Here is a 21,084-nt window from a genome sequence, read left to right as displayed (position 1 = left end):
GATGGGACTGGAACTGACGGATCTTGACGCACCCGACGGGTTCGAACGCCTGGTGCGCGCGCGCGACACGGAGGCGGGGCTGGACGCACTGATCTGTGTGCATTCGACCGTGCTGGGGCCCGCGGCGGGCGGCTGCCGGATGTGGGATTACGGCTCGGACGCCGAGGCGATCGCCGATGTCACCCGTCTTGCCCGCGGCATGACCTTCAAGAACGCGATGGCGGGCCTTGGCCTGGGCGGCGGCAAGTCGGTCATCATCGGCAACGCCCGGACGGACAAGACACCTGCGCTGATGCACGCCTTCGGTCAGGCGGTCGATACGTTGAAGGGCAGCTACTTCACCGCCGAGGATGTCGGCATCTCGCCGCAGGACATGGCCTACGCCGCCGAACACACGGCCTATGCCGTCGGCCTGTCCGGCGCGTCGGGCGACCCGTCGCCCTGGACCGCGGAAGGCGTGTTCCGCTGCCTGCGTGTCGGCGCGGCCCATGTCTTTGGCGATGACGTGCTGATCGGCCGTCGCGTGCTGGTTCAGGGGCTTGGGCATGTCGGAATGTCTCTGGCCGAAAAGCTGCACGAGGCAGGCGCCGATCTGATCGTGACCGACATTCACGAGGCTGCGCTTGACGCGGCAAGCCGGCAACTGGACGCCCGGATCTGCCAGCCCGACGAGATCTTCGATCAGCAGTTCGACATCTTCGCACCCTGTGCGCTTGGCGGCATCCTGAACCCCGCCAACGTCGCCAGGCTGTCGGCACGGCTGGTCTGCGGGGCGGCCAACAACCAGCTGGCCAGCGATGACATCGCGGATGCGCTGCGTGCCCGGGACATCACCTACCTGCCCGATTATGTGGTCAATGCCGGCGGCATCATCAGCGTCGCCAGCGAGATCCACGGCAGGGACGATGCATGGCGGCGCGCACGTCTGGACGGAATCGCCGGTCGCGTGGCAGAGATGCTGAACCGTGCCGACACCGAGGACCGCAGCACCACCGACGTCGCAGACCAGATGGTCCACAACATGCTGCGCGAGGCCTCGGTCAGCGCCTGATCAAGGGTGCCACCAGGCCAGCGGCTTCGCCACCGGGCATAGCTACGGGGTTGCGTGTTTCCGCGACAGGTTTCACAACTGACCTCCGGATTTCAGGAGAGCAGCGTGACCCAGAAGATCATCATCGACACCGATCCCGGACAGGACGACGCCGTGGCGATCCTACTGGCCCTGGCCAGTCCCGAATTCGAGGTGATGGGGATCACGGCGGTCGCCGGAAACGTGCCCTTGTCGCTGACCGAACTGAATGCGCGCAAGATCGTCGAACTGGCCGGGCGGACGGATGTTCCGGTCTTCGCCGGATGCGACGCGCCCCTGGCACGCAAGCTGGTGACAGCCGAACATGTTCACGGCAAGACCGGCCTGGACGGCGTCGAACTGCCACCGCCATCGGTGCCGTTGCAGCCGACGCATGCGGTCGATTTCATCATCGACACGCTGCGCGCACAGCCCTCTGGCAGCGTCACCCTGGTGCCCATCGGGCCGCTGACGAATATCGCCACCGCGTTTCGCCGCGCGCCCGACATCATCGGCCGCGTCGCCAGAATCGTGCTGATGGGCGGCGCATATTTCGAGGTCGGCAACATCACCCCAGCGGCCGAATTCAACATCTATGTCGATCCCGAAGCGGCGGCCGAGGTGTTTGCGTCGGGGGCGCCGTTGGTGGTCCTGCCACTGGACGCGACCCACGAGGCGCTGACCAGCCGCGACTGGGTCCGGACCATGCGCGCCCTGCCCGGACGCTGTGGCCCGGCCATCGCCAGCTGGACCGATTTCTTCGAACGGTTCGACAAGGAAAAATACGGAAATCAGGGTGCCCCGCTGCACGATCCCTGCACGATCGCGTGGCTGTTGCAGCCCGATCTGTTCGAGGGTCGTGACATCAACGTGGAAATCGAAACCGAAGGACGCTTTACCACCGGCATGACGGTTGCCGACTGGTGGCGCGTCAGTGGCAGGCCCGCAAACGCGCTGTTCCTGCGCCATGTCAACCGCGACGCGCTGTTCGATCTGCTGACCACGCGACTGGCGCGCCTGCCCTAGTTGTCGTCGCCGTCGGTATCGGGCGCCGCATCCGGGGCGTCGTCCGACGGCGCCACAAGCGCATCTTCCGTATCGGCGCCATCGCCAAGCGTCTCATCCAGCCGGACGATCAGATCGCCGGTGATGTCGATGGAATCAAGCGAGACGAAGACTGTGCGGCGATCCAGAACGGCCACGGCGCCGCGCTGTTGCATCATTTCGCCCATGATCGGCAAGGCGGCCCTGTAGAACGCGGTCCTGTCCGCTTCGGCGCGGGCGTTCAGATCCTGCACCGCCTGCGCGCGTTCCTTGCGCACGCGCGTCGCGCGGGCATCGAAGGCCTCGGCCAGACGCCGGAACTCGGTCGGGTCAAGGGTCGCACGGCGGCGCGTCAGGTCGGCCTCTTCATCGGCAAGCTGATCTGCAAGACGCTCGTTTTCCTCGGCGATACGCTGCCCGGCGTTTTCCAGTTGCGTCTGGGTGCGCTGCCCCCAGTCGGAATCCGTGAACAACCTGTCCTGATCGACCGTCAGGACCGGCGCGATCACATAGCGCGGCGTGTCCTCGGACGAGGTGATGGTCCGATTGGGCATCGCATCAGCGCCCACCGCCCCGTCACGGAACGGGGGGGCTGCGTCTGGCCGATCTGGCAATGCCGGCTGCGTCAGGCCGGGCGCCGCGGTTCCCGGGTCAGATTGCTGACCCGACGCACCCGAGACTGCCGCCAGAAACAGCAGCAGGCCAAGCGACGCAATGCGGGCCATCGCATCCGTCATCAGAACCGGGTCGAGATCGTCAGGTCGAAGTTCTGATCCTCGTCATAGTCTTCCTTGCGGATCGCCTTGGAAAAATTGAAGCGCAAGGGACCGATCGGTGTGGTCCAGAAGATCGACGCGCCGACTGCCGCACGCACATACATGTCGTCATCGACTTCTGTGCCGTCGCTGCCCACAGTGTTGTCCAGCCCCCAGACCGACCCGACATCGGCGAACAGGCCGCCAGTGATCCCGTATTCCTCGGGCAGGCCAAGCGGGAACTGCGCCTCGGCGCGCGCCGCCCAGAAATAGTTGCCGCCCAACCCGTCCTGGTTCGCGGCGGACAGGTCGCGCGGCCCGATGCCGTTGGGTTCGAAACCGCGGATCTTGTTGCCGCCCCGGAAACGGTCGAGAATCCAGGTCGAATAGTCGCCATAGGCATGCAGCGCCCCGGCCTCGACCTCGGCCCGCAGCGTCACTTCCTCGCGCCAGGCGTTGCTTTCGACGCCGGCAAGCGCGGTGGTGGTGACGGTCTTCACGTCTCCGCCAAGCCCCGCGAAGTCCTGCGAAAAGCGCAGCTTGTAGCTGGTCAGCGGGTCCAGCCCCGTCAGACGGGTATCCCAGTTATAGCTGTAGCCCAAAGCCGAGGTCGTCCGTTCGCCTTCCTCGTCCTGAAGAATGATCGAGCTTTCATCCTCGACATTCGACAGCCTGTCTTTCGAGATGTTGTAGCGCAACTCCAGACGGCCATTGGCCGAAATCGGAAACTCGATCGACGGGCGGATGCTGATCGTGCGGGTATCGTAGTCCGAATTGAGGTTCTCGGTTTCGTTGTAGCGCGCGCTGAACCCGAATTTCAGATCGCGGCCCAGGAAATAGGGTTCGGCAAAATTGACCACCCCGGCGCGATCGCCGTCGGCGGTCGAGATGGTCAGGCCAAGCGTCTGCCCGCGCCCAAGGAAGTTGCTTTCGTTCAGCGAGGCATTCAGCCCGACGCCGGCATTCACGCCATAGGACGCACCGAAGGACAGCGACCCGGTCGGCTGTTCCTCGACGTTCACATCGACGATGACCTGTTCCTGATTGCTGCCCTGACGGCTTTCGACCTGGGCGTCCGCGAAATATCCCAGCGCGCGGATGCGCTCTGCCGCGTTGCGGATCTCTCGGGGGTTGAAGGGATCGCCCTCGACCGTGTTGAACTGACGGCGGATCACCTGGTCGAGCGTGGTGGTGTTGCCCTCGATGTCGATGCGTTCGACGAATATCCGCGGTCCGCGGGTCAGGGCGAAGGTCAGGTCCAGCGTCTGGTTCGACGGGTTGCGGGTGACGCGCGGCTCGATGCTGACAAAGTCCAGCCCCTGCTGGATCGCCACCGTCTCCATCCGCCGGATCGTGTTGTCGATTGCGGCCGGATTATAGATATCGCCGCGATCGACACGATTCTGCGCCGCAAACGGCCCGGCATCGACGCTTGCGATCTCGGACACGGTGTTGACGCTGCCAAAACGATAGCGCGGACCTTCCTGGATATTGAAGGTGATATAGAACGCGTCGCGTTCGCGCGCGATCTCGGGGGCGACGGCCTGCACCCTGAAATCAGCATAGCCGCGGGAACGATAGAAATCGGTCAGCAGCTGTTCGTCCAGCGGAATCCGTTCGGGGGCGAAGGTGTCGGCCCGGATGAAGGTCCGCAGGATGCCCGCCTGCTTCGTTTCCAGCACCTGCCGCAGACGGCGGTCGGAAAACGCGCGGTTGCCGGTAAAGCTGATGCGCTCGATCTCGGTCACGTCGCCTTCGCGGATCTCGAAGACCAGATCGACGCGATTGTCGCTGCGGCGGATGATCTTGGGATCGACGCGGGCAGCCAGACGGCCCTGCGTGGCATAGGCCTCGGCGATGTTGCGCGCGTCGGAGATCGCCCGGCTCGGCTGATAGACCCGGCGCGGCTGGCTTTGCGCGATCTGGGACAGTTCCTCGTCCTTGATCCGGCGATTACCCTCGAAGCTGATCTGGTTGATCGTCGGGTATTCGGCGACATTGATCACCAGAACCCCGCCCTGGGGCGTGATTTCGACCGTCTCGAACAGGCCCGACCCCTGCAGCCGCTGCAAGGCGTCGTTCAGTTCGCCCGCCGAAACATTCTGGCCGCGCGCGATATTGGCGTAGGACAGGATCGTGGCGGGTTCGATCCGCTGCGCCCCCTGGATCCGCACATCGTTGAACACATAGGCCGCCGCGGGTTGCCCCGTCAGCAGACCCGCCGGCACCGAAATCGTCAGCGCCGCCATCAAAGCGACCGCGCCCTTGCCCAGTTTCCGTGTCATTGCCGCCCCTTCATGTTCCAGCCTGCGGCGCCCTTGGGGCGCGTTCTTTTGCGTTAAGCTTGTGCCTCAAACGTCCTTCCCTGTCAAAAGCGCATCGCGCATCAGGGGCAGAAAAGATCGTTGGTGAGTCCGAAAATCATCAGCGTCAGCACCGCGGCCATGCCGATCGCAGTCAACAGGTTCAGCGCCCGGTCCGAGGGCGGACGCCCGGTCACCGCCTCCCACGCATAGAACATCAGGTGCCCGCCATCCAGAACCGGGATCGGCAGAAGGTTCAGGAAACCGATGGCCGCGGACAACACGGCGATCCACCACAGGAAGCTGGCGCCGCCCGCGCTGGCCGCCTGCCCGGTGCTTTCGGCGATGCTGATCGCGCCGCCCAGATTGCAACTGCCGATCTGCCCCGTGATCATCGCCCACATGCCCGTCAGCGACGACACGATGATACCCCAGGTCTGCCCGACACCCAGCCACAGCGCCTCGATCGGCCCGGCCCGGCGCGTTGCCGGGGTGAAGAAGCTTTCGCCGCCCGTCACGCCGATCAGCCAGCGTTTCTCGAAGCCGCCGCTGGCGACCGGCAGATCCTGCTCCTTGGGGACCAGAGTATAGCTTGCCACACCCTGCCCCGGCCGCCAGACCTGCAGCAGCAGCGGCTGACCCTGCGCGGCCTCGACATGATCGCGCATCTGGGTAAAGCGCGTGACTGGCTGATCGTCGATCGCCGTGACCACGTCATCCGCCATCAGCCCCGCCTCGGCCGCGGCGCTGCGCGGCGCAACGCCGGTGATCCGCGCAGGCATCGGGTCGGGGCCCTGAACCGTGGCCTCGGCCCCGTCGCGCAGAACCCGCCAGTCCTGCTGTGGTGCAACCGGCAGGGTCTGCGCCGCCTGACCGATATCGGCCCATGTCTCGACCGGCTGATCGCCGATCGCAAGAATCCTGTCGCCGGGCTGCAACTGGTTCACGACGCCCGGCGGGCTGGGTGCGATCGACCCGATCCGGACATCCTGCGTGGGCAAGCCCTGAACAATCGCGAAGCCACCAAAGATCAGGATCGACAGCACGAAGTTGAAGACCGGACCGGCCAGCAATGTGGCGAACCGCGCCCAAAGCGGGGCGCCGGTCAGCGTCTGGCGCCGCAGGGCCGGGTCCACCGGACGCCCGACACCGGCGCTGGCCGCGTTCGCGTCACCCATGAAGCGGACATAGCCGCCCAACGGGATCGCCGCGACCTGCCACAGCGTGCCGCGCCGGTCACGCCGCGAGGCCAGACGCGGGCCGAACCCGACCGAGAAGACCTCGGCCCGGATCCCCGACCATCGCCCGACGATGTAATGCCCGTACTCGTGCACAGTCACGATCACCGCCAGTGCGACGACGAATGCGGCCAGTGTCCACAGCGTACCGCCGAATTGCGGGATCAGTTCGCTCATGCGGCAGTCTCCTGTCGTGCTGCTGCGTCCCATGCAAGGACGGTCTCCAGATCGGCGGGTGCGTAGGCAAAGCCCGGCTGCCCGGCCAGCCGTGTCAATGTCGCCTCGACCTGCGGGGCCATCTGCGTGAAGCGGATGCGGCCTGCGATGAAATCATCCAATGCCTGTTCCTTGGCGGCGTTGAAGACGGCACCGGCCATGCCGCCCGCCGCCATCACCTCGCGGGCCAGTCGCAGGGCGGGCCACCGCGTCTCATCGGGTTCGCGAAAGGTCAGGCTGCCGATCCTTGCCAGATCCAGCGGCGCGACCGGCAGCGGGGCGCGGTCCGGCCAGTTCAGCGCGTATCCGATGGCATGGCGCATATCGGGTGCGCCGAGATGCGCGATCGTGCCGCCATCCAGATGACCCACCATCGCATGGATGATCGATTCCGGGTGGACCAGCACCTTGATCTGGTCGGGGCGAAGACCAAAGAACTCTTTCGCCTCGATGACTTCCATCGCCTTGTTGAACATCGAGGCGCTGTCGATGGTGATCCGCTGCCCCATCGCCCAGTTCGGATGGGTCGAGGCCTCGGCGACGGTCGCCGCCGCCAGACGTTCCAGCGGCCAGTCGCGGAAGGCACCGCCCGAGGCGGTGATCGTCACGTCGCGCACACTGGCCAGATCATCATCGCCAAGTGCCTGAAAAATCGCGGAGTGTTCGGAATCGACCGGCAGGACCGTCGCGCCGCCCCTGTCGGCGGCCGCATGGATCAGAGGGCCGGCGCAGACCAGCGATTCCTTGTTCGCCAGGGCCAGAACGCCGCCTTGCGTCAGGGCCGTCAGGCCCGGCACCAGCCCTGCGGCGCCGACTATCGCGGACAAGACCCAGTCTGTCGGCCGCGCCGCCGCGTCACGCAACGCCCCGGCACCCGAAGCTGCCTCGACCCCGCTGCCGGACAGCGCGTCGCGCAGATCGTCGAGAAGATCGTCATGTGCGGTCACGGCAATATCGGCGCGCAATTCCCGCGCCATCGCCGCCAGCCGCGCAATATTGCGCCCGCCGGTCAGCGCGACGACATCGTAAGCGTCGGCCCCGCCCGCACGGCGGATCAGGTCAACGCCATTCGCGCCGACCGAACCGGTCGCGCCGAAGATCGATATGCGCCGCATGGCTCAGCTCACCACCGGAAGGCTGGTCAAAAGGCCGATCAGCAATGTTGCCAGCACTGCGCCCGTGACCGCGTCGAACCGGTCCATGAACCCACCATGACCGGGGATGAGGTTCGAGCTGTCCTTGACCCCGGCCCGGCGCTTCAACCAACTTTCGGCAATATCGCCCAACTGCCCCGCCAGGCAGACAAGCGGCGACACCCAGATCAAGGTCGCGTCGCCATGCCCGGACAGCCACAGAAGCGCACCCAGTATTGCCGCTCCGACCCACCCCGCGATCGTGCCCGACCAGGTCTTCTTGGGACTCAGCGCGGGCCAGAATTTCGGCCCGCCCAGAATACGGCCAAAGAAATAGCCCGCCGTGTCCGAGACGATCACGATCCCCATCAGCCACAGCACGAACGCCAGCCCAAGTTCCTCGCGAAAGCCGACCAGCCCGAAAACGGCAAGCTGGATCGCAAGCCCGAAGACCGTATATGAAACCCGATCGCGCGACGCGGCGCCCGGCAAGCCGACCACGATCGGCAGCAGCAGGAACAGGAAGCCCCACTGGCCAAAACTGACCAAGGCCGCGAACTGACCCAGCGCGGCCACAGCCGCCAACGCGATCGGCCGCCAGCGTCCGAACGGGGTCAGATGCATCTCGGGGTGCCGCCAGCCGGTCATCGCGGCCAGTTCCCAGAACGTAATCGCGGCGATCAGTGACATTCCCAGCCGCAGCCACACGCCCGAGGCAAAGGCCAGCAGAACGCCGATGCCCAGAAGCACGGCGGTCGAAGCAAGCCGACGCGACAGATCGGCCCATTTGCCGGACGGTGCGGGCGGTCTTGGGCTTATGGGCGGGCTGGCCCTCATACGCCCCCGTAGCGACGCTCGCGCAGGCCGAAGCGGTCAAGGATCGAGGCCATGTGATCGGGGGTAAAGTCCGGCCACAGCGTCGGTGTGAATTCGTACTCCGCATAGGCGGCCTGCCACGGCAGGAAGTTCGATGTCCGCGTCTCGCCCGATGTGCGGATCACCAGATCGGGGTCAGGATGACCGGCGGTATCCAGGCAGCGTTCCAGATCCTGCTCGCCGGGATCGCTGACCTCGCCACGGGCGACCTTGTCCGCCAGCCGCGCGGCAGCACGCGCCAGTTCGTCGCGCCCGCCGTAATTGATCGCGACAGTCAGGTTCAGCCGGGTATTGCCCGCCGTGCGCGCCTCGATCGCGGCCATCAGTGCCTGCAGCTTGGGATCAAGCCGGTGGCGTCCGCCGATGAAACGCAGCCGCACACCCTCGGCCGACAGTTCTTCGGCCTCGCGTTCGATATAGCGGCGGAAGATCTTCATCAGACCCAGGACTTCCTCGGTCGAGCGCTTCCAGTTCTCGGTCGAGAAGGCATAGACGGTCAGCCAGTTGACGCCAAGATCGGGGCATGCGCGGACGATCTGCTTGACGCGTTCGGCGCCGCGCCGATGACCGACCAGACGCGGCCAGCCACGCTCGGTCGCCCACCGGCCATTGCCGTCCATGATGATCGCGACGTGGCGCGGCCGACCATCGGCGCCGCCCGTCGTCAGGGCCTGTGCGGTATCGGCGGGCATGATCCCTCTCAGACCTGCATGATTTCGGCCTGCTTGGCCTCTAGCGCCTCATCGACATTGCCGATCATCTTGTCGGTCAGTTCCTGAACGGCGGTTTCCCAGAATTTCTGGTCATCCTCGGGCATGCCGTTGGACTTGCCCTTCTTGACCTGGTCCATGCCGTCGCGGCGGACGTTGCGGATCGCGACCCGCGCGCTTTCGGCATATTGCGCCGCGACCTTGGTCAGTTCCCTGCGCCGTTCCTCGTTCAGTTCCGGGATCGGCAGCATGATGATGGTGCCATTGGTCTGCGGGTTGATGCCCAGACCGCTTTCCCGGATCGCCTTCTCGACCTTGCCGACCATCGACTTGTCCCAGATGTTGACGGTCACCATGCGCGGTTCTGGCACGTTGACGGTGCCAAGCTGGTTGATCGGGGTCATCTGGCCATAGGCTTCGACCTGAACCGGCTCGACCATCGAGGCCGAGGCGCGGCCCGTGCGCAGCGAAGCGAATTCGTGGCGCAGGCTTTCCATCGCGCCTTTCATGCGGCGCTCAAGATCGTCGATGTCTATTTCGATGTCCTCTGCCATGTCGGACTGCCTCTGAATTGAATTTTCACCGCTTGTAACCGCAATGGCGAGGCTTGGCAAAGCCTTTGCCCCTAAAATGGGCGAGGTTGCGCCACCCACACTGCGTCCGGTCCTCAAAGGCACGTGAGACCCCGGAGACCGCGTGACGACAAGAACTTAAATGCATTTCGCGAAGGGCATCGCCAGCCCGCACGGATCAATCAGAGCGGTCGTCCGCCTGCGCGGACAGGCGACGTTCGATCGATTCCAGTCGCGCCAGCACCTGATCGCGATAGGCGCCGGTGATCTCGTTTTCCTCGGACTGATGCGCATCCTGCATCGAATTCACGATCAGACCGACCACCAGGTTCATCACCGCGAAGGTCGTCACCAGAATGAACGGCACAAAGAACGCCCAGGCGTTCGGATAGACCTCCATCACCGGGCGGACGATGCCCATGGACCAGCTTTCCAGCGTCATGATCTGAAACAGCGAATAGGCCGAATCCCCCAGCGTGCCGAACCATTCCGGGAATGCCTGTCCGAACAGCTTGGTGGCGATGACCGCTGCGATGTAGAAGATGATGCCCATCAGCAGGAACACGCTGGCCATGCCCGGCAGCGCGGACAGAAACCCTTCGACCACGCGGCGCAGGCGCGGCGTGACCGAGACGATTCGCAGCAGCCGCAGGATCCGCAGCGCGCGCAGCACCGAAAGCCCCTGCGCGGCAGGCACAAGCGCGATTCCGACCACCGCGAAATCGAAGATGTTCCAGCCATCACGAAAGAAACGCCATCCGCGCGCGAACAGTTTGGCCGCGATCTCGATCACGAAGACCGCAAGGCACAGGGCATCCAGAAACAGGATCATCGGCCCCAGCCGCGCCATGACCACAGCCGATGTCTCGAGCCCAAGGATGAGCGCGTTGAACAGGATCACCGCGGTGATCAGCCCCTGCATGATGCGGCCGTGAACCAGCCGGTCGATGCGTTCGCGCAGCCCGTTCATGTGCCTGCCGTCTCAGTCGTGAACGCGGGTATAGGTGCCGTTGCCTTCCAGGATCGTGCGGAAGCCGCCCGGCTCATCCAGCGAGAAGACGATGATCGGCAGGCGATTGTCGCGCGCAAGTGCGATGGCCGACGCGTCCATGACGCCAAGATGTTTCTGCAGCACCTCGTCATAGCTGACATTGCCATAGCGCTTGGCGTCATCGTGTTTCTTGGGATCCTTGTCATAGACACCATCGACCTTTGTGCCCTTGAAGATCGCCTCGCAGTTCATCTCGTTGGCGCGCAGGGTGGCGGCGGTGTCGGTGGTGAAATACGGGTTGCCGGTGCCGGCGGCGAAGATCACGATCCGCTTCTTTTCCAGATGGCGAATGGCGCGGCGGCGGATATAGGGTTCGCAGACCTCGTCCATGCGGATGGCGCTGATCACGCGGCAATGCAGCCCCTTGGCCTCCAGCGCGGATTGCATCGCCAGCGCGTTCATCACCGTCGCCAGCATGCCCATATAGTCGGCGGTTGTCCGCTCCATCCCTTGGGCGCTGCCTTGAAGACCGCGGAAGATGTTGCCGCCGCCGATCACCATGCAGACCTCGACGCCCATCGTGGCGACCGATTCGACCTCGTTGGCGATCCGACCGACGGTCGGCGGATGCAGGCCGTAACCCTGGTCCCCCATCAGCGCCTCGCCCGAGATCTTCAGCATCACGCGGCTGTACTGCGCGGGCGTGACGCCCTTCTGATCGGTCATGTCCTGTCCTTTCCTGGGCGGGCGGCCCGCAGCTTTCATCGCGGCGCAAAATGTCGCAAAAGGCGGTCAGGTTCAACCTGCCGGAACTGCCCATGCATATCCCCGATCTGACACGGATCGACGCCTCGCGCCACCTGCTGATCGCCGGCCCGACCGCCAGCGGCAAATCGGCGCTGGCGCTTGCCGTCGCGCAGGCGCAGGGCGGGCTGATCGTGAATGCCGATGCGCTGCAGATCTGGTCGTGCTGGCGGGTGCTGACGGCCCGCCCCCCGGCCGCGGACGAAGTGGCGGCGCCACATGCGCTGTATGGACATGTCGGACCGGATCGCAGCTATTCGGTCGGCGACTGGCTGCGCGAGGTGCGTGGATTGATGGACCGGCGCCTGATCATCGTCGGGGGGACGGGGCTTTATCTGACCGCAGTGACGCAGGGATTGGCCTATGTGCCACCGACCCCGACGCAGATCCGGTCCGAGGCCGATCTGAGGATCGCCGAACCGGACGGACTGGCCCGGATGACCGCCGAACTGGACGCAGCCACCCGCGACAATATCGACACCCGCAACCCGGCCCGCGTCCAGCGCGCGTGGGAGGTGCTGCGCGCCACCGGGCGCGGGCTGCGCGACTGGCAGGCCGACACGCCACCGCCGCTGATCGGGCCGGATGATGGCCAGCGGGTGCTGATCCAGGCCGATCGCGACTGGCTGGCCGACCGTATCGCGCGCCGGTTTCACCAGATGCTTGAAGACGGGGCGATCCAAGAGGTGCGGGCGATGCTGCCGCAATGGGATCCCGCCCGCCAATGGGCCCGCGCCATCGGCGCGCCTGACCTGATCGCCTATCTGCAGGGACAGATCGACCTGCCGACCGCGACACAGCGCGGCATCGTGGCGACGCGCCAATATGCCAAGGCGCAACGCATCTGGTTCCGTGGCAGGATGCGCGATTGGCAAACCTGGCAGGCCGGCCCGGATTAACGCCATTTTAAGATTTCCCTGCACAAATGGACGTTATCTCAGTTGAGTCCCCCACTGAGATAGGCGATAATTCGCTTATTCTTCTTGCGGGCAGGTAACGGATAATGTCGGCGTATCAGCAGGGCCAGATCCGCAACGGCTTTCCGTTCGGAACCAGCCTGTTGCAACACATCACCCTGCCGGGCGCAACGCCTGCACAGGATGCCCGGCTGCGCCACGCGAATGTCACAAGCGCCGTCATTCCGCAGGGGCATGCGCGGCAATCCGCCGGTCCCGCGCTGTCAGGCGCGGGATATCGTGCGCAAGATAGCGGCGCCGAACGCAAGGTCACCGCGCCGTTTCGCAGCCCGGCACGCCTTCGCCAGGCAACGTCCCAGCCAGCCGGCCTGCGCCTGTTTCAATTGCGCGATGTGTTTCAGGGTGGCAATGGACGTGCCGCCTCACCTCGGACCCGCACCGATCATATGCTGATCTGGGTGACCGCAGGCAGCGTTCGACTGTCCTTCCCGCGCCAGCACCATGATCTGAGGGCGGGCGAACTGCGCCTGATCGTCGCTGGCACCGCCTTCGCGATCCTGCCGATGCCGGATGCCGCAGGGCATGTCGCGCTGATCGCGCCGCAGATGGCTGCCGCTGCCATTCCTCTCCTGCCCGATGCCGGTCTGACCGCCAGCGTCGGTGGACACGGCACACAGATCCTGGCCGTGCTGTCGGATCTGGCTGCGGAATCGGCAGATCCAAACAGTGCGACGACCGGCTGCCTGCTGAACCTGCTGTCGCTGCGCCTGCGCCAGCTTGACCGCCTGCGGCCAGTCGAGGCGGGCGATCCGCAGGCGCAGACCGGCCATGCGCTGCTGGACGGTTTCCTGGACCTGGCCGGAAGGCGGCTGGGGCAGAACGGTTCACTGGGCGATCTTGCTGACGAGTTGGGCACCACCGTCGCCGCGCTGGATCGCGCATGTCTTGCGGCACGCGGACGACGCGCGGTCGAGGTGCTGCACGAATTGCGACTGGAACGGGCCGTCGATCTGTTGCGGCACAGCCAGCGCAGCCCGTCGCGCATCGCGTCGGACCTGGGCTATTCCAGCCACGCCCATTTCACCCGCGCCTTCGTGGCCGCCACGGGCCGCACGCCGGAAATGTTCCGCGCTCAGCCCTGCTGATCCTGACCTGCCTCGGGGCCACGCCCGCGAAATCCGGTTGCGACCACGAATTTCTCGGATGAATCGCTGCGGCTTGCCGGCGGCTTCACATTTGCGACCTTGTCGAAATTCCGCTTCAGCATCGCCTGCATCTCGGCCTCGGCCCCGCCGGCCAGCACCTTGGCGACAAAGGTTCCGCCGGGTTCGAGCACGTCGAAGGCCAGTTGCGCCGCCGCCTCGACCAGCGCCACGATCCGCAGATGGTCGGTCCCCTTGTGCCCCGATGACGAGGCCGCCATGTCCGACATCACCACATCCGCCGGCCCGCCAAGCCATGCCTTGACCTGATCATCGGCACCATCGTCAAGGAAATCAAGCTGATGGATCTCGGCACCCGGGATCGGATCGACGACTTGCAGATCCACGCCCACCACGCGACCGACCGGCTTTCCCGATTTTTCGCCCAGTGCGTTCACGCGCGAAACGGCCACCTGGCACCATCCCCCCGGCGCGCATCCCAGATCGACGACACGCGCGCCGGGGACCAGAAAGCCGTACTTGTCGTCCAGTTCAAGGATCTTGAACGCCGCACGGCCGCGATAGCCCTCGCGACGCGCGCGCGCCACATAGGGGTCGTTCAGTTGCCGTTCCAGCCACAGCTTGCTGGACAGCTTGCGCCCCTTGGCGGTCTTGACCCGAACCTTCAGGTCGCGCTGCCCGCGTCCACTGGTCTTGCCCGCCCGGCTGGCCGGTTTCTTCGTCATCTCATGCCACTCCGTTCACACCATCGGGTGTCAGCACCCCATCGCGCACCATCTGGGCATAAAGCAACCCCTCGCGCAGGCCGCGATCAGCGACCGAGAGGCGACTGGTGGGCCAGACCCGCATCAGCGTCTGCAGGATCGCGGCGCCCGACATGATCAGGGCATGGCGTTCGCGCCCGATCCGGGGATCGCTGCGACGCCCGTCGGGACCAAGCGCAAGATAGGAATGGATGACCCGATCGATCTGTTCGGTGGTCATTTCAAGCCCGTCCACCTTGGTCCGATCATAGCGTCGCAACCCAAGATGGCTTGCCGCGACCGTGGTGACGGTTCCAGAAGTGCCGATGATCTGGAACCCCTCATCGGGCGAACCGTCGGCGTAGGGTGCGAAATCGGCCAGCAACTCCTCGAAATACCAACTCATCAGCGCAAAGCGCCCCTGATCGTCCTCGACATCGGCAAACTGATCCCGCAGCGTGGCGACGCCCAACGGAACACTGATCCAGTCGACCACCCGCGCACCACCCGGGATCGGATTGGCGAACCCGTCCGACAGGCGCATGATTGCGCGCGGCCGCTCCTTGGGCGCGACATCCTCGAGGTCGATCCAGACCAGCTCGGTCGAACCTCCGCCGATATCGACGACCATCAGGGTCTCGGTCATCTGGCTGACCAGCGGCGCGCAAGAGATCACGGCAAGCCGCGCTTCTTCCTCGGCGTCGATGATCTCGACCGGCAGGCCGGTCTCGCGGCGAATCGTGCGCAGGAAATCACGGCTGTTGCGCGCGCGGCGGCAGGCCTCGGTGGCGACAAGGCGCATGTTCCGCACCCGGTGCTGTTCCAGCTTGCGCCGGCAGACCTGCAATGCATGAACGGTACGCGCCATCGAGCCACGAGACAGTCGCCCCGAAGCCTCCAGCCCCAGTCCAAGCTGCACGGGCTTGGAGAAGCTGTCGATGACCTGGAACTGATTGCCGCGTGGACGGGCAATCAGCATCCGGCAAGAATTCGTGCCGAGATCGAGGGCAGCATACAGCGCCCCCTCCTCGGATTGGCGGGTGTCCGACGGCTCGACCGGTAGTTTCGGGAACGCGTCCGCACCCGCTGGACGCTTGGGCGCCATGACACACGCCCTCCGATGACAAGTTGAACAAAAGGTAACGTCCCGCACCGGCACGATCAAGGGCGCTTGCACAGGATCGTGCGCCGAGGCGTCAGCGAGGTTGCAGCTCGCGGGCGCTTTGCACGGCAGCGATGGCCGTCGCGACGGCCTGTTCGATCGCAAGATCGGTCGTATCTATGACGATGGCGTCCGTCGCGGGACGCAGCGGTGCCGCTGCACGTTCGCTGTCGCGACGGTCACGTTGCTGCAGTTCGTTCAGCATGTCCGCGACATCCGCCCCCAGTTCGGCGGCGCGGCGTGTGGCGCGCACCTCGTCCGAGGCAATGACATACAGCTTTACCTGCGCATCGGGGCAGATGACCGTGCCGATATCGCGACCATCGAGGACCGCACCGGGTTCCTGATTTGCAAAGCGGTGCTGGAAATCACGCAACGCGGCACGAACCTCGGGGATCGCCGCCACCCGGCTGGCCGCCTGGCCGGCCGCCGCGCTGCGCAGATCGGGGCGCTGAAGATCATCGGGCGTCAGGTCGCGCGCCGAGACGATCGGATCTCCGCCTTTCGCGCCGGTCGCGCGATACAGCAGACCTGTATCCAGATGATGGAACCCGAAATGCGATGCAAGCGCGCGGGCGATGGTGCCCTTGCCCGATGCCGCCGGGCCGTCGATGGCGATGATGAAAGGCATGTCTGTCGTCAAGGGCTGTCTGATGCGATGTGCGACCCTCATTGCATGTCTGGCGGGGAAAGGTCCAGCGCAGATGGGCCAATGGCACCACCGCCCGCCCCTGAATTTAGCCCTTGGAAAACCAGCCATGGTGCCGTTTTATCTGCAGGTATTTCAGCAACTTCCGTTCGTTTCCATGCCGATATCCAGTTTTGAAGCCGTCGTTAACGCCACCACCACCGCCGAGATTCAGGCATCCTATCGCCGCGCGATGGCGCGGCTCGGGTTCCGGAACATCTTCTACGCGGCACGCTTCATGATGGCCGTGCCCCCCGCCGTGCTTCAGGAAAGGATCGAAATTTTCAGCACCATGCCGCAGGATTTCGTCAAGACGCTGACGGCACGCAACCTGATCCTCGCCTCCCCCTGGGCCAGCTGGTCGCGGCAGAATACCGGCAGCATCTCGACCCGCGATCTGCTGGCATGCGGGTCAGACCGGGCAAGCGAAGACGCCGCCACCCAGTCCGTTTCGCTGGCCCGCGATTACGGTCTTCTGTCCGCACGGTTGGTCAGCCTGAAGAACTGCGTGTTGCGCAGTCATGGCGCTGTCGTGCTGAACCCGCATGCAGGCGCAAGTCACGACGACGAAGACCGCGTCTGGACCCGGCATCAGCGCGAAGTTATGGTGCTGAGCAACGTGATGCACATGCGGATGGCTTCGATCCGGCGCCCGACTTTTGTGCCACGTCTGACCGAGCGTCAGATTCAGGTTCTGGAATGGAGTTCGGCCGGCAAGACCGTGGCCGAAACTGCGATCATCCTGGGCATCTCGGCCGCAACCGTCGAGAAGCATCTTCGCCTCGCCCGCGACGCGGTTGGCGCAAGAAACACCGGACAAGCCATTCTGACGGCGCATCTGACGCAGCAGCTTTTCGCATAAGGAAGGCCGAAACCCCAGCACAGGTATGGATTTCCCGACTTTCATTCGTCCGCGCGAAAGGCGTTAACCTGTGCCGTTCCATGAGTGATGGTGCTTTCGGGCGCCAGGAACGCGGTGCCGCAGGATCCGATTGTTGCCCGGATCGGCACCATGGGCTTGTCCCGGCCGCTCTGTCGCCGGCTTCGCGCCGCGCGGCGGGGCGGCGTCATCAATGGGTGTGATCCGGCATCAGCTACGCGCATGGTCGCCTGAAACGGAAAGACGCCGGCCTTGCCGGCCGGCGTCCTGTTCGTTTCACGATGTTCCCGAAAGCTTGTCGGGATCAGGAACCGCCAAGCGTCTTGGCGACCTCTGCCGCGAAATCCTCTTCGCGCTTCTCGATGCCTTCGCCGACTTCGACACGGGCGAAGCCCACGATCTTGGCGCCAGCTTCCTTCGCAGCCTCCTCGACGGTGATATCGGGATTGATGACGAATTTCTGACCGGTCAGCGTGACCTCTTCGAAGAATTTCTTCATCCGGCCTTCGATCATCTTCTCGATCACGGCCTCGGGCTTGCCGGACTCGCGGGCCTGTTCGGTCAGAACCTGCTTCTCACGCTCGACCAGTGCCGGGTCAAGGTCGTCCTGACCAAGCGAGGCGGGCGCGGTGGCTGCGACATGCATCGCGATCTGGCGACCGATTTCCTCGTTGCCGCCGTCCAGGCCGACCAGCACGCCGATCTTGCCCATGCCGTCGGCAGCGGAGTTGTGGACATAGGACACCACCAGCGGCGCCTCGACCGTGGACATCCGGCGCAGGGTCATGTTCTCGCCGATCTTGGCGATGGCATCGGTCACGACATCGGCGACGGTCTTGCCGTCCAGCGGCGCTGCCTTCAGCGCCTCGACGTCACCGGCGTCCAGCGCGGCACCGGCGATCTTGCGGACCATGTTCTGGAATTCTTCGTTCTTGGCAACGAAGTCGGTTTCCGAGTTCACTTCGACCGCGACACCCTTGCCATCACGCACGGCGACGGCAACCAGCCCCTCGGCGGCGACGCGTCCGGATTTCTTGGCGGCTTTCGCCAGACCCTTGGTGCGCAGCCAGTCCTGCGCGGCCTGCATGTCGCCGTCCGTTTCGGTCAGCGCCTTCTTGGCATCCATCATCCCTGCGCCGGTGCTTTCGCGCAGCTCTTTCACCATCGCGGCGGTGATAGCCATGATCCGTCTCCTTTGTTCGACACGTCAGGCGGGGGAATATCCCCGCCTGACGACAATTCCGTAAACATACGGTAAAATTCGATCCGTGAACCGGATCAGGCGTCGGCGGTGGCCTGCTCGTCGGCTTTTGCCTCCGCCTCGCCGTCGTCCAGCGTTTCTTCGGCGGTCTCTGCCAGAGCACCGACATCAACGCCCGCCGCGCCCATCTGCGCGGTCATGCCGTCCAGGGCGGCGCGGCTGGCCAGATCGCAATACAGCGAGATGGCACGAGCAGCGTCATCGTTGCCCGGGATGATGTAGTCAACGCCATCGGGCGAGCAGTTGGTATCGACGACAGCGACGACCGGGATACCCAGTTTCTTGGCTTCCAGGATCGCCAGGTCTTCCTTGTTCACGTCGATCACGAACAGCAGGTCCGGCAGGCCGCCCATGTCGCGGATACCACCCAGCGAGGCCTGCAGCTTGGCCTGCTCGCGTTCCAGACCAAGACGCTCTTTCTTGGTCATGCCTTCGGCACCGGCGGCCATCGTCTCGTCGATCGCCTTCAGGCGATTGATCGACTGGCTGACCGTTTTCCAGTTGGTCAGCGTGCCACCCAGCCAGCGATGGTTCATGTAGAACTGCGCCGAACGTTCGGCCGCATCGGCGATCGGCTTCTGCGCCTGACGCTTGGTGCCGACGAACAGCACGCGGCCGCCCTTGGCGACGGTGTCACGCACGACCTGCAGTGCCGCGTCCAGCATCTGGACGGTCTGCGTCAAATCGACGATGTGGATGCCGTTGCGGTCGCCATAGATGAATTCCGCCATGCGCGGATTCCAGCGTTGCGTCTGGTGACCATAGTGAACGCCAGCTTCCAAAAGCTGACGCAGGGAAAATTCGGGAAGCGCCATATCCATGTCCTTTCCGGTTTGCGCCTTGGCAGGGGTTCTGAAGGCTTTTGCCTCAACCGGTGGACCTTGCGGGATGTCTGTCCGCAAAGCCCTCCCCTGCCTGTGAAGTGAGCGCGCAGATAGACCCTGCGGCCGCGCAATGCAAGGGGCAACGCCGCGAATTCTGGTGCAGGATGCGCGATAAGCGGCATTCGCGCGCCCGCACGCGCCTTGACCAAAAGAACCAATTGAACCCCGGCGACCTCGCCTTCATCATCACCTCATGACGCAGTTTCAGCCTTGCAGGCCCAGACCCAGATGAGCAGCCAGTTCAAATTCGGCAGACATTACGACTTTCAAGAGCTTCTGGCCGACGGCATCGTTCATGCGATCGGCGTGCTGCTGGCGCTGATCGGCACAGCCGTCCTGATCCTGCAGGCCAGCGCCTGGGGCAGCACCGGCGCACAGCTTGCCGCATGGGTCTATGGGCTGGGGCTGGTGGGCGCGCTGGCGGTGTCATTCATCTATAACATGCTGCCGCCCTCACGCGCCAAATGGATCATGCGCCGGTTGGATCATTCGGCGATCTTCATCCTGATCGCCGCGACCTATACGCCGTTCCTGCAGCCCGGGATCGGCCATCCGGTGGTCTTTGCGATGCTTGTGGCGATCTGGACGATGGCGGGGCTGGGCGTCACCCTGAAATGCGCCCTGCCCGGCCGCCATGACCGGCTGGCAGTCATTCTGTATCTGCTGATGGGTTGGAGCGGGCTGGTCGCCATCGGCCCCATCGCGGCGCATCTGCCACCGCTTTCCGTGATCCTGATCGTTGTCGGCGGCGTCATCTATTCCGCCGGGGTGATCTTTCACGTCTGGGAACGGCTGCGCTTTCAGAACGCGATCTGGCACGGTTTCGTGGTTGCAGCGGCGGCCGCGCATTACGGTGCGGTCCTGACCGTGTTTCGCCAGATGCCGCTCTGACCAGACCAGCGGACGCGCCGCCGATAGCGTTAACAAAATTTCACCACAGGACGGCGGCAGACTGGCAATCTTCTTGCATCCAAGGTCGAGTGGGGTCAGGTTGCGGCTGACATGCAAGACAGAGGCACCGCCATGACCCCGCAGCAACAATCGCAGAAATCCCGCGCCTTGTGCCAGATGGCTCCGGTGATTCCGGTCATCGTGATCAAGGATGCCACGAAAGCCGCGGATCTTGCCCGTGCGCTGGTTTCGGGCGGATTGCCTGTGCTGGAGGTGACGCTGCGTTCCGATGCCGCGCTGGACGCGATCCGCCAGATGGCGGGGGTCGAGGGTGGCCAGGTCGGGGCCGGCACCGTGCTGACCCCCGACGACGCCAAGCGCGCCAAGGACGCGGGCGCCAAGTTCGCGGTTTCGCCCGGGCTGACCGACCGGCTGATCGATGCCTGCGCCGATCTGGAACTGCCGCTTCTGCCCGGCGCCGTCACCGCATCCGAGGTGATGCGGGCGGCAGATGCCGGGTTCGACATGCTGAAATTCTTTCCCGCCGAGGCTGTCGGCGGCGCGCCGGCACTGAAATCCCTTGCAGGTCCGTTGCCGACGATCAGTTTCTGCCCGACCGGCGGTGTATCGCCCGACAATGCCCACAGCTATCTTTCACTGCCCAACGTGGTCTGCGTCGGCGGCAGCTGGATCGTGACCGATCAGGACGTGGCCGATGGCAACTGGTCCGCGATCGAAGGCCGGGCCCGCACCGCGGCGGCGCTGCGCAGGGACTGAACGGGCG

General features: G+C 64.8%; 21 protein-coding genes. 7 read left to right on the top strand and 14 right to left on the bottom strand.

Annotated elements, in window-relative coordinates:
* Position 1: 1 nt before the first annotated feature.
* Both J7359_RS16515 and J7359_RS16510 read left to right on the top strand, forming a co-directional pair.
* Positions 2-1,051 carry a Glu/Leu/Phe/Val dehydrogenase family protein gene (locus J7359_RS16515; protein WP_209058274.1) on the top strand — a complete coding sequence of 350 codons (1,050 nt, stop codon included), beginning with the start codon at positions 2-4 and terminating at the stop codon, positions 1,049-1,051.
* Between the two features lie 105 nt (positions 1,052-1,156).
* A complete protein-coding gene (locus J7359_RS16510; protein ID WP_209058272.1) occupies positions 1,157-2,095 on the top strand; it encodes a nucleoside hydrolase in 939 nt (312 codons plus the stop codon).
* Here J7359_RS16510 and J7359_RS16505 read toward each other — a convergent pair.
* From J7359_RS16505 to pyrH, 9 genes are all read right to left on the bottom strand, one after another.
* Positions 2,092-2,838, bottom strand: coding sequence for an OmpH family outer membrane protein (locus J7359_RS16505; protein ID WP_209058268.1), 747 nt, complete (start codon positions 2,836-2,838; stop codon positions 2,092-2,094). The two genes, J7359_RS16510 and J7359_RS16505, sit on opposite strands and share 4 nt — an antisense overlap.
* A gap of 11 nt (positions 2,839-2,849) precedes the next feature.
* A complete protein-coding gene (gene bamA / locus J7359_RS16500; protein WP_247740485.1) occupies positions 2,850-5,117 on the bottom strand; it encodes an outer membrane protein assembly factor BamA in 2,268 nt (755 codons plus the stop codon).
* 137 nt (positions 5,118-5,254) lie between these two features.
* On the bottom strand, positions 5,255-6,586 hold the full coding sequence (gene rseP / locus J7359_RS16495; protein ID WP_209058266.1) for an RIP metalloprotease RseP: 1,332 nt from the start codon (positions 6,584-6,586) through the stop codon (positions 5,255-5,257).
* A complete protein-coding gene (dxr, locus tag J7359_RS16490) occupies positions 6,583-7,740 on the bottom strand; it encodes a 1-deoxy-D-xylulose-5-phosphate reductoisomerase (RefSeq protein WP_209058264.1) in 1,158 nt (385 codons plus the stop codon). Before dxr ends, rseP begins: the two co-directional genes overlap by 4 nt.
* Positions 7,741-7,743: 3 nt before the next feature.
* Positions 7,744-8,595 (bottom strand): phosphatidate cytidylyltransferase, encoded by an 852-nt coding sequence (locus J7359_RS16485; protein ID WP_209058263.1) that lies wholly within the window; start codon positions 8,593-8,595, stop codon positions 7,744-7,746.
* Entirely contained in the window at positions 8,592-9,326 is a 735-nt protein-coding gene (gene uppS / locus J7359_RS16480) for a polyprenyl diphosphate synthase (RefSeq protein ID WP_209058260.1), read from the bottom strand. The genes J7359_RS16485 and uppS overlap by 4 nt, the downstream gene beginning before the upstream one ends.
* A gap of 8 nt (positions 9,327-9,334) precedes the next feature.
* Complete coding sequence (frr, locus tag J7359_RS16475) at positions 9,335-9,898, bottom strand: ribosome recycling factor (RefSeq protein ID WP_209058259.1); 564 nt, start codon at positions 9,896-9,898, stop codon at positions 9,335-9,337.
* A 196-nt stretch (positions 9,899-10,094) separates the two neighbouring features.
* Positions 10,095-10,886, bottom strand: coding sequence for an ion transporter (locus J7359_RS16470; RefSeq protein ID WP_209058258.1), 792 nt, complete (start codon positions 10,884-10,886; stop codon positions 10,095-10,097).
* Positions 10,887-10,898: 12 nt separating this feature from the next.
* The gene (pyrH, locus tag J7359_RS16465) at positions 10,899-11,633 is read right to left on the bottom strand and encodes a UMP kinase (RefSeq protein WP_209058256.1); all 735 of its coding nucleotides are present in this window, start codon (positions 11,631-11,633) and stop codon (positions 10,899-10,901) included.
* A gap of 92 nt (positions 11,634-11,725) precedes the next feature.
* Between pyrH and miaA the strand changes: the two genes are divergently transcribed.
* On the top strand, positions 11,726-12,610 hold the full coding sequence (miaA, locus tag J7359_RS16460) for a tRNA (adenosine(37)-N6)-dimethylallyltransferase MiaA (protein ID WP_209058333.1): 885 nt from the start codon (positions 11,726-11,728) through the stop codon (positions 12,608-12,610).
* Positions 12,611-12,714: 104 nt separating this feature from the next.
* A complete protein-coding gene (locus tag J7359_RS16455; protein WP_209058253.1) occupies positions 12,715-13,773 on the top strand; it encodes an AraC family transcriptional regulator in 1,059 nt (352 codons plus the stop codon).
* Here J7359_RS16455 and J7359_RS16450 read toward each other — a convergent pair.
* From J7359_RS16450 to J7359_RS16440, 3 genes are all read right to left on the bottom strand, one after another.
* The gene (locus tag J7359_RS16450) at positions 13,761-14,516 is read right to left on the bottom strand and encodes an RlmE family RNA methyltransferase (protein ID WP_209058251.1); all 756 of its coding nucleotides are present in this window, start codon (positions 14,514-14,516) and stop codon (positions 13,761-13,763) included. The two genes, J7359_RS16455 and J7359_RS16450, sit on opposite strands and share 13 nt — an antisense overlap.
* A 1-nt stretch (position 14,517) precedes the next feature.
* The gene (locus J7359_RS16445) at positions 14,518-15,639 is read right to left on the bottom strand and encodes a Ppx/GppA phosphatase family protein (protein ID WP_209058250.1); all 1,122 of its coding nucleotides are present in this window, start codon (positions 15,637-15,639) and stop codon (positions 14,518-14,520) included.
* 91 nt (positions 15,640-15,730) lie between these two features.
* Positions 15,731-16,327, bottom strand: coding sequence for a d(CMP) kinase (locus tag J7359_RS16440; protein ID WP_209058331.1), 597 nt, complete (start codon positions 16,325-16,327; stop codon positions 15,731-15,733).
* Positions 16,328-16,502: 175 nt separating this feature from the next.
* Between J7359_RS16440 and J7359_RS16435 the strand changes: the two genes are divergently transcribed.
* Complete coding sequence (locus tag J7359_RS16435; protein ID WP_209058249.1) at positions 16,503-17,246, top strand: helix-turn-helix transcriptional regulator; 744 nt, start codon at positions 16,503-16,505, stop codon at positions 17,244-17,246.
* A gap of 322 nt (positions 17,247-17,568) precedes the next feature.
* Here J7359_RS16435 and tsf read toward each other — a convergent pair whose 3' ends face one another.
* The gene (gene tsf, locus J7359_RS16430; RefSeq protein ID WP_209058248.1) at positions 17,569-18,447 is read right to left on the bottom strand and encodes a translation elongation factor Ts; all 879 of its coding nucleotides are present in this window, start codon (positions 18,445-18,447) and stop codon (positions 17,569-17,571) included.
* Positions 18,448-18,542: 95 nt separating this feature from the next.
* On the bottom strand, positions 18,543-19,340 hold the full coding sequence (gene rpsB / locus J7359_RS16425; RefSeq protein WP_209058329.1) for a 30S ribosomal protein S2: 798 nt from the start codon (positions 19,338-19,340) through the stop codon (positions 18,543-18,545).
* A gap of 297 nt (positions 19,341-19,637) precedes the next feature.
* On the opposite strand from rpsB, the gene J7359_RS16420 reads away from it, so the two are divergent.
* Both J7359_RS16420 and eda read left to right on the top strand, forming a co-directional pair.
* Entirely contained in the window at positions 19,638-20,300 is a 663-nt protein-coding gene (locus J7359_RS16420; RefSeq protein WP_209058247.1) for a hemolysin III family protein, read from the top strand.
* Between the two features lie 132 nt (positions 20,301-20,432).
* Positions 20,433-21,077: a bifunctional 4-hydroxy-2-oxoglutarate aldolase/2-dehydro-3-deoxy-phosphogluconate aldolase gene (eda, locus tag J7359_RS16415; protein ID WP_209058327.1), complete on the top strand. Its 645-nt coding sequence runs from the start codon at positions 20,433-20,435 to the stop codon at positions 21,075-21,077.
* Positions 21,078-21,084 lie beyond the last annotated feature (7 nt).

Origin of the sequence: Paracoccus sp. R12_2 (assembly GCF_017744015.1) — a bacterium.
Lineage (GTDB): Bacteria > Pseudomonadota > Alphaproteobacteria > Rhodobacterales > Rhodobacteraceae > Paracoccus.
The sequence above is the reverse complement of the archived record's forward strand: the minus strand, read 5'-3'. Positions and strand labels throughout refer to the sequence as shown.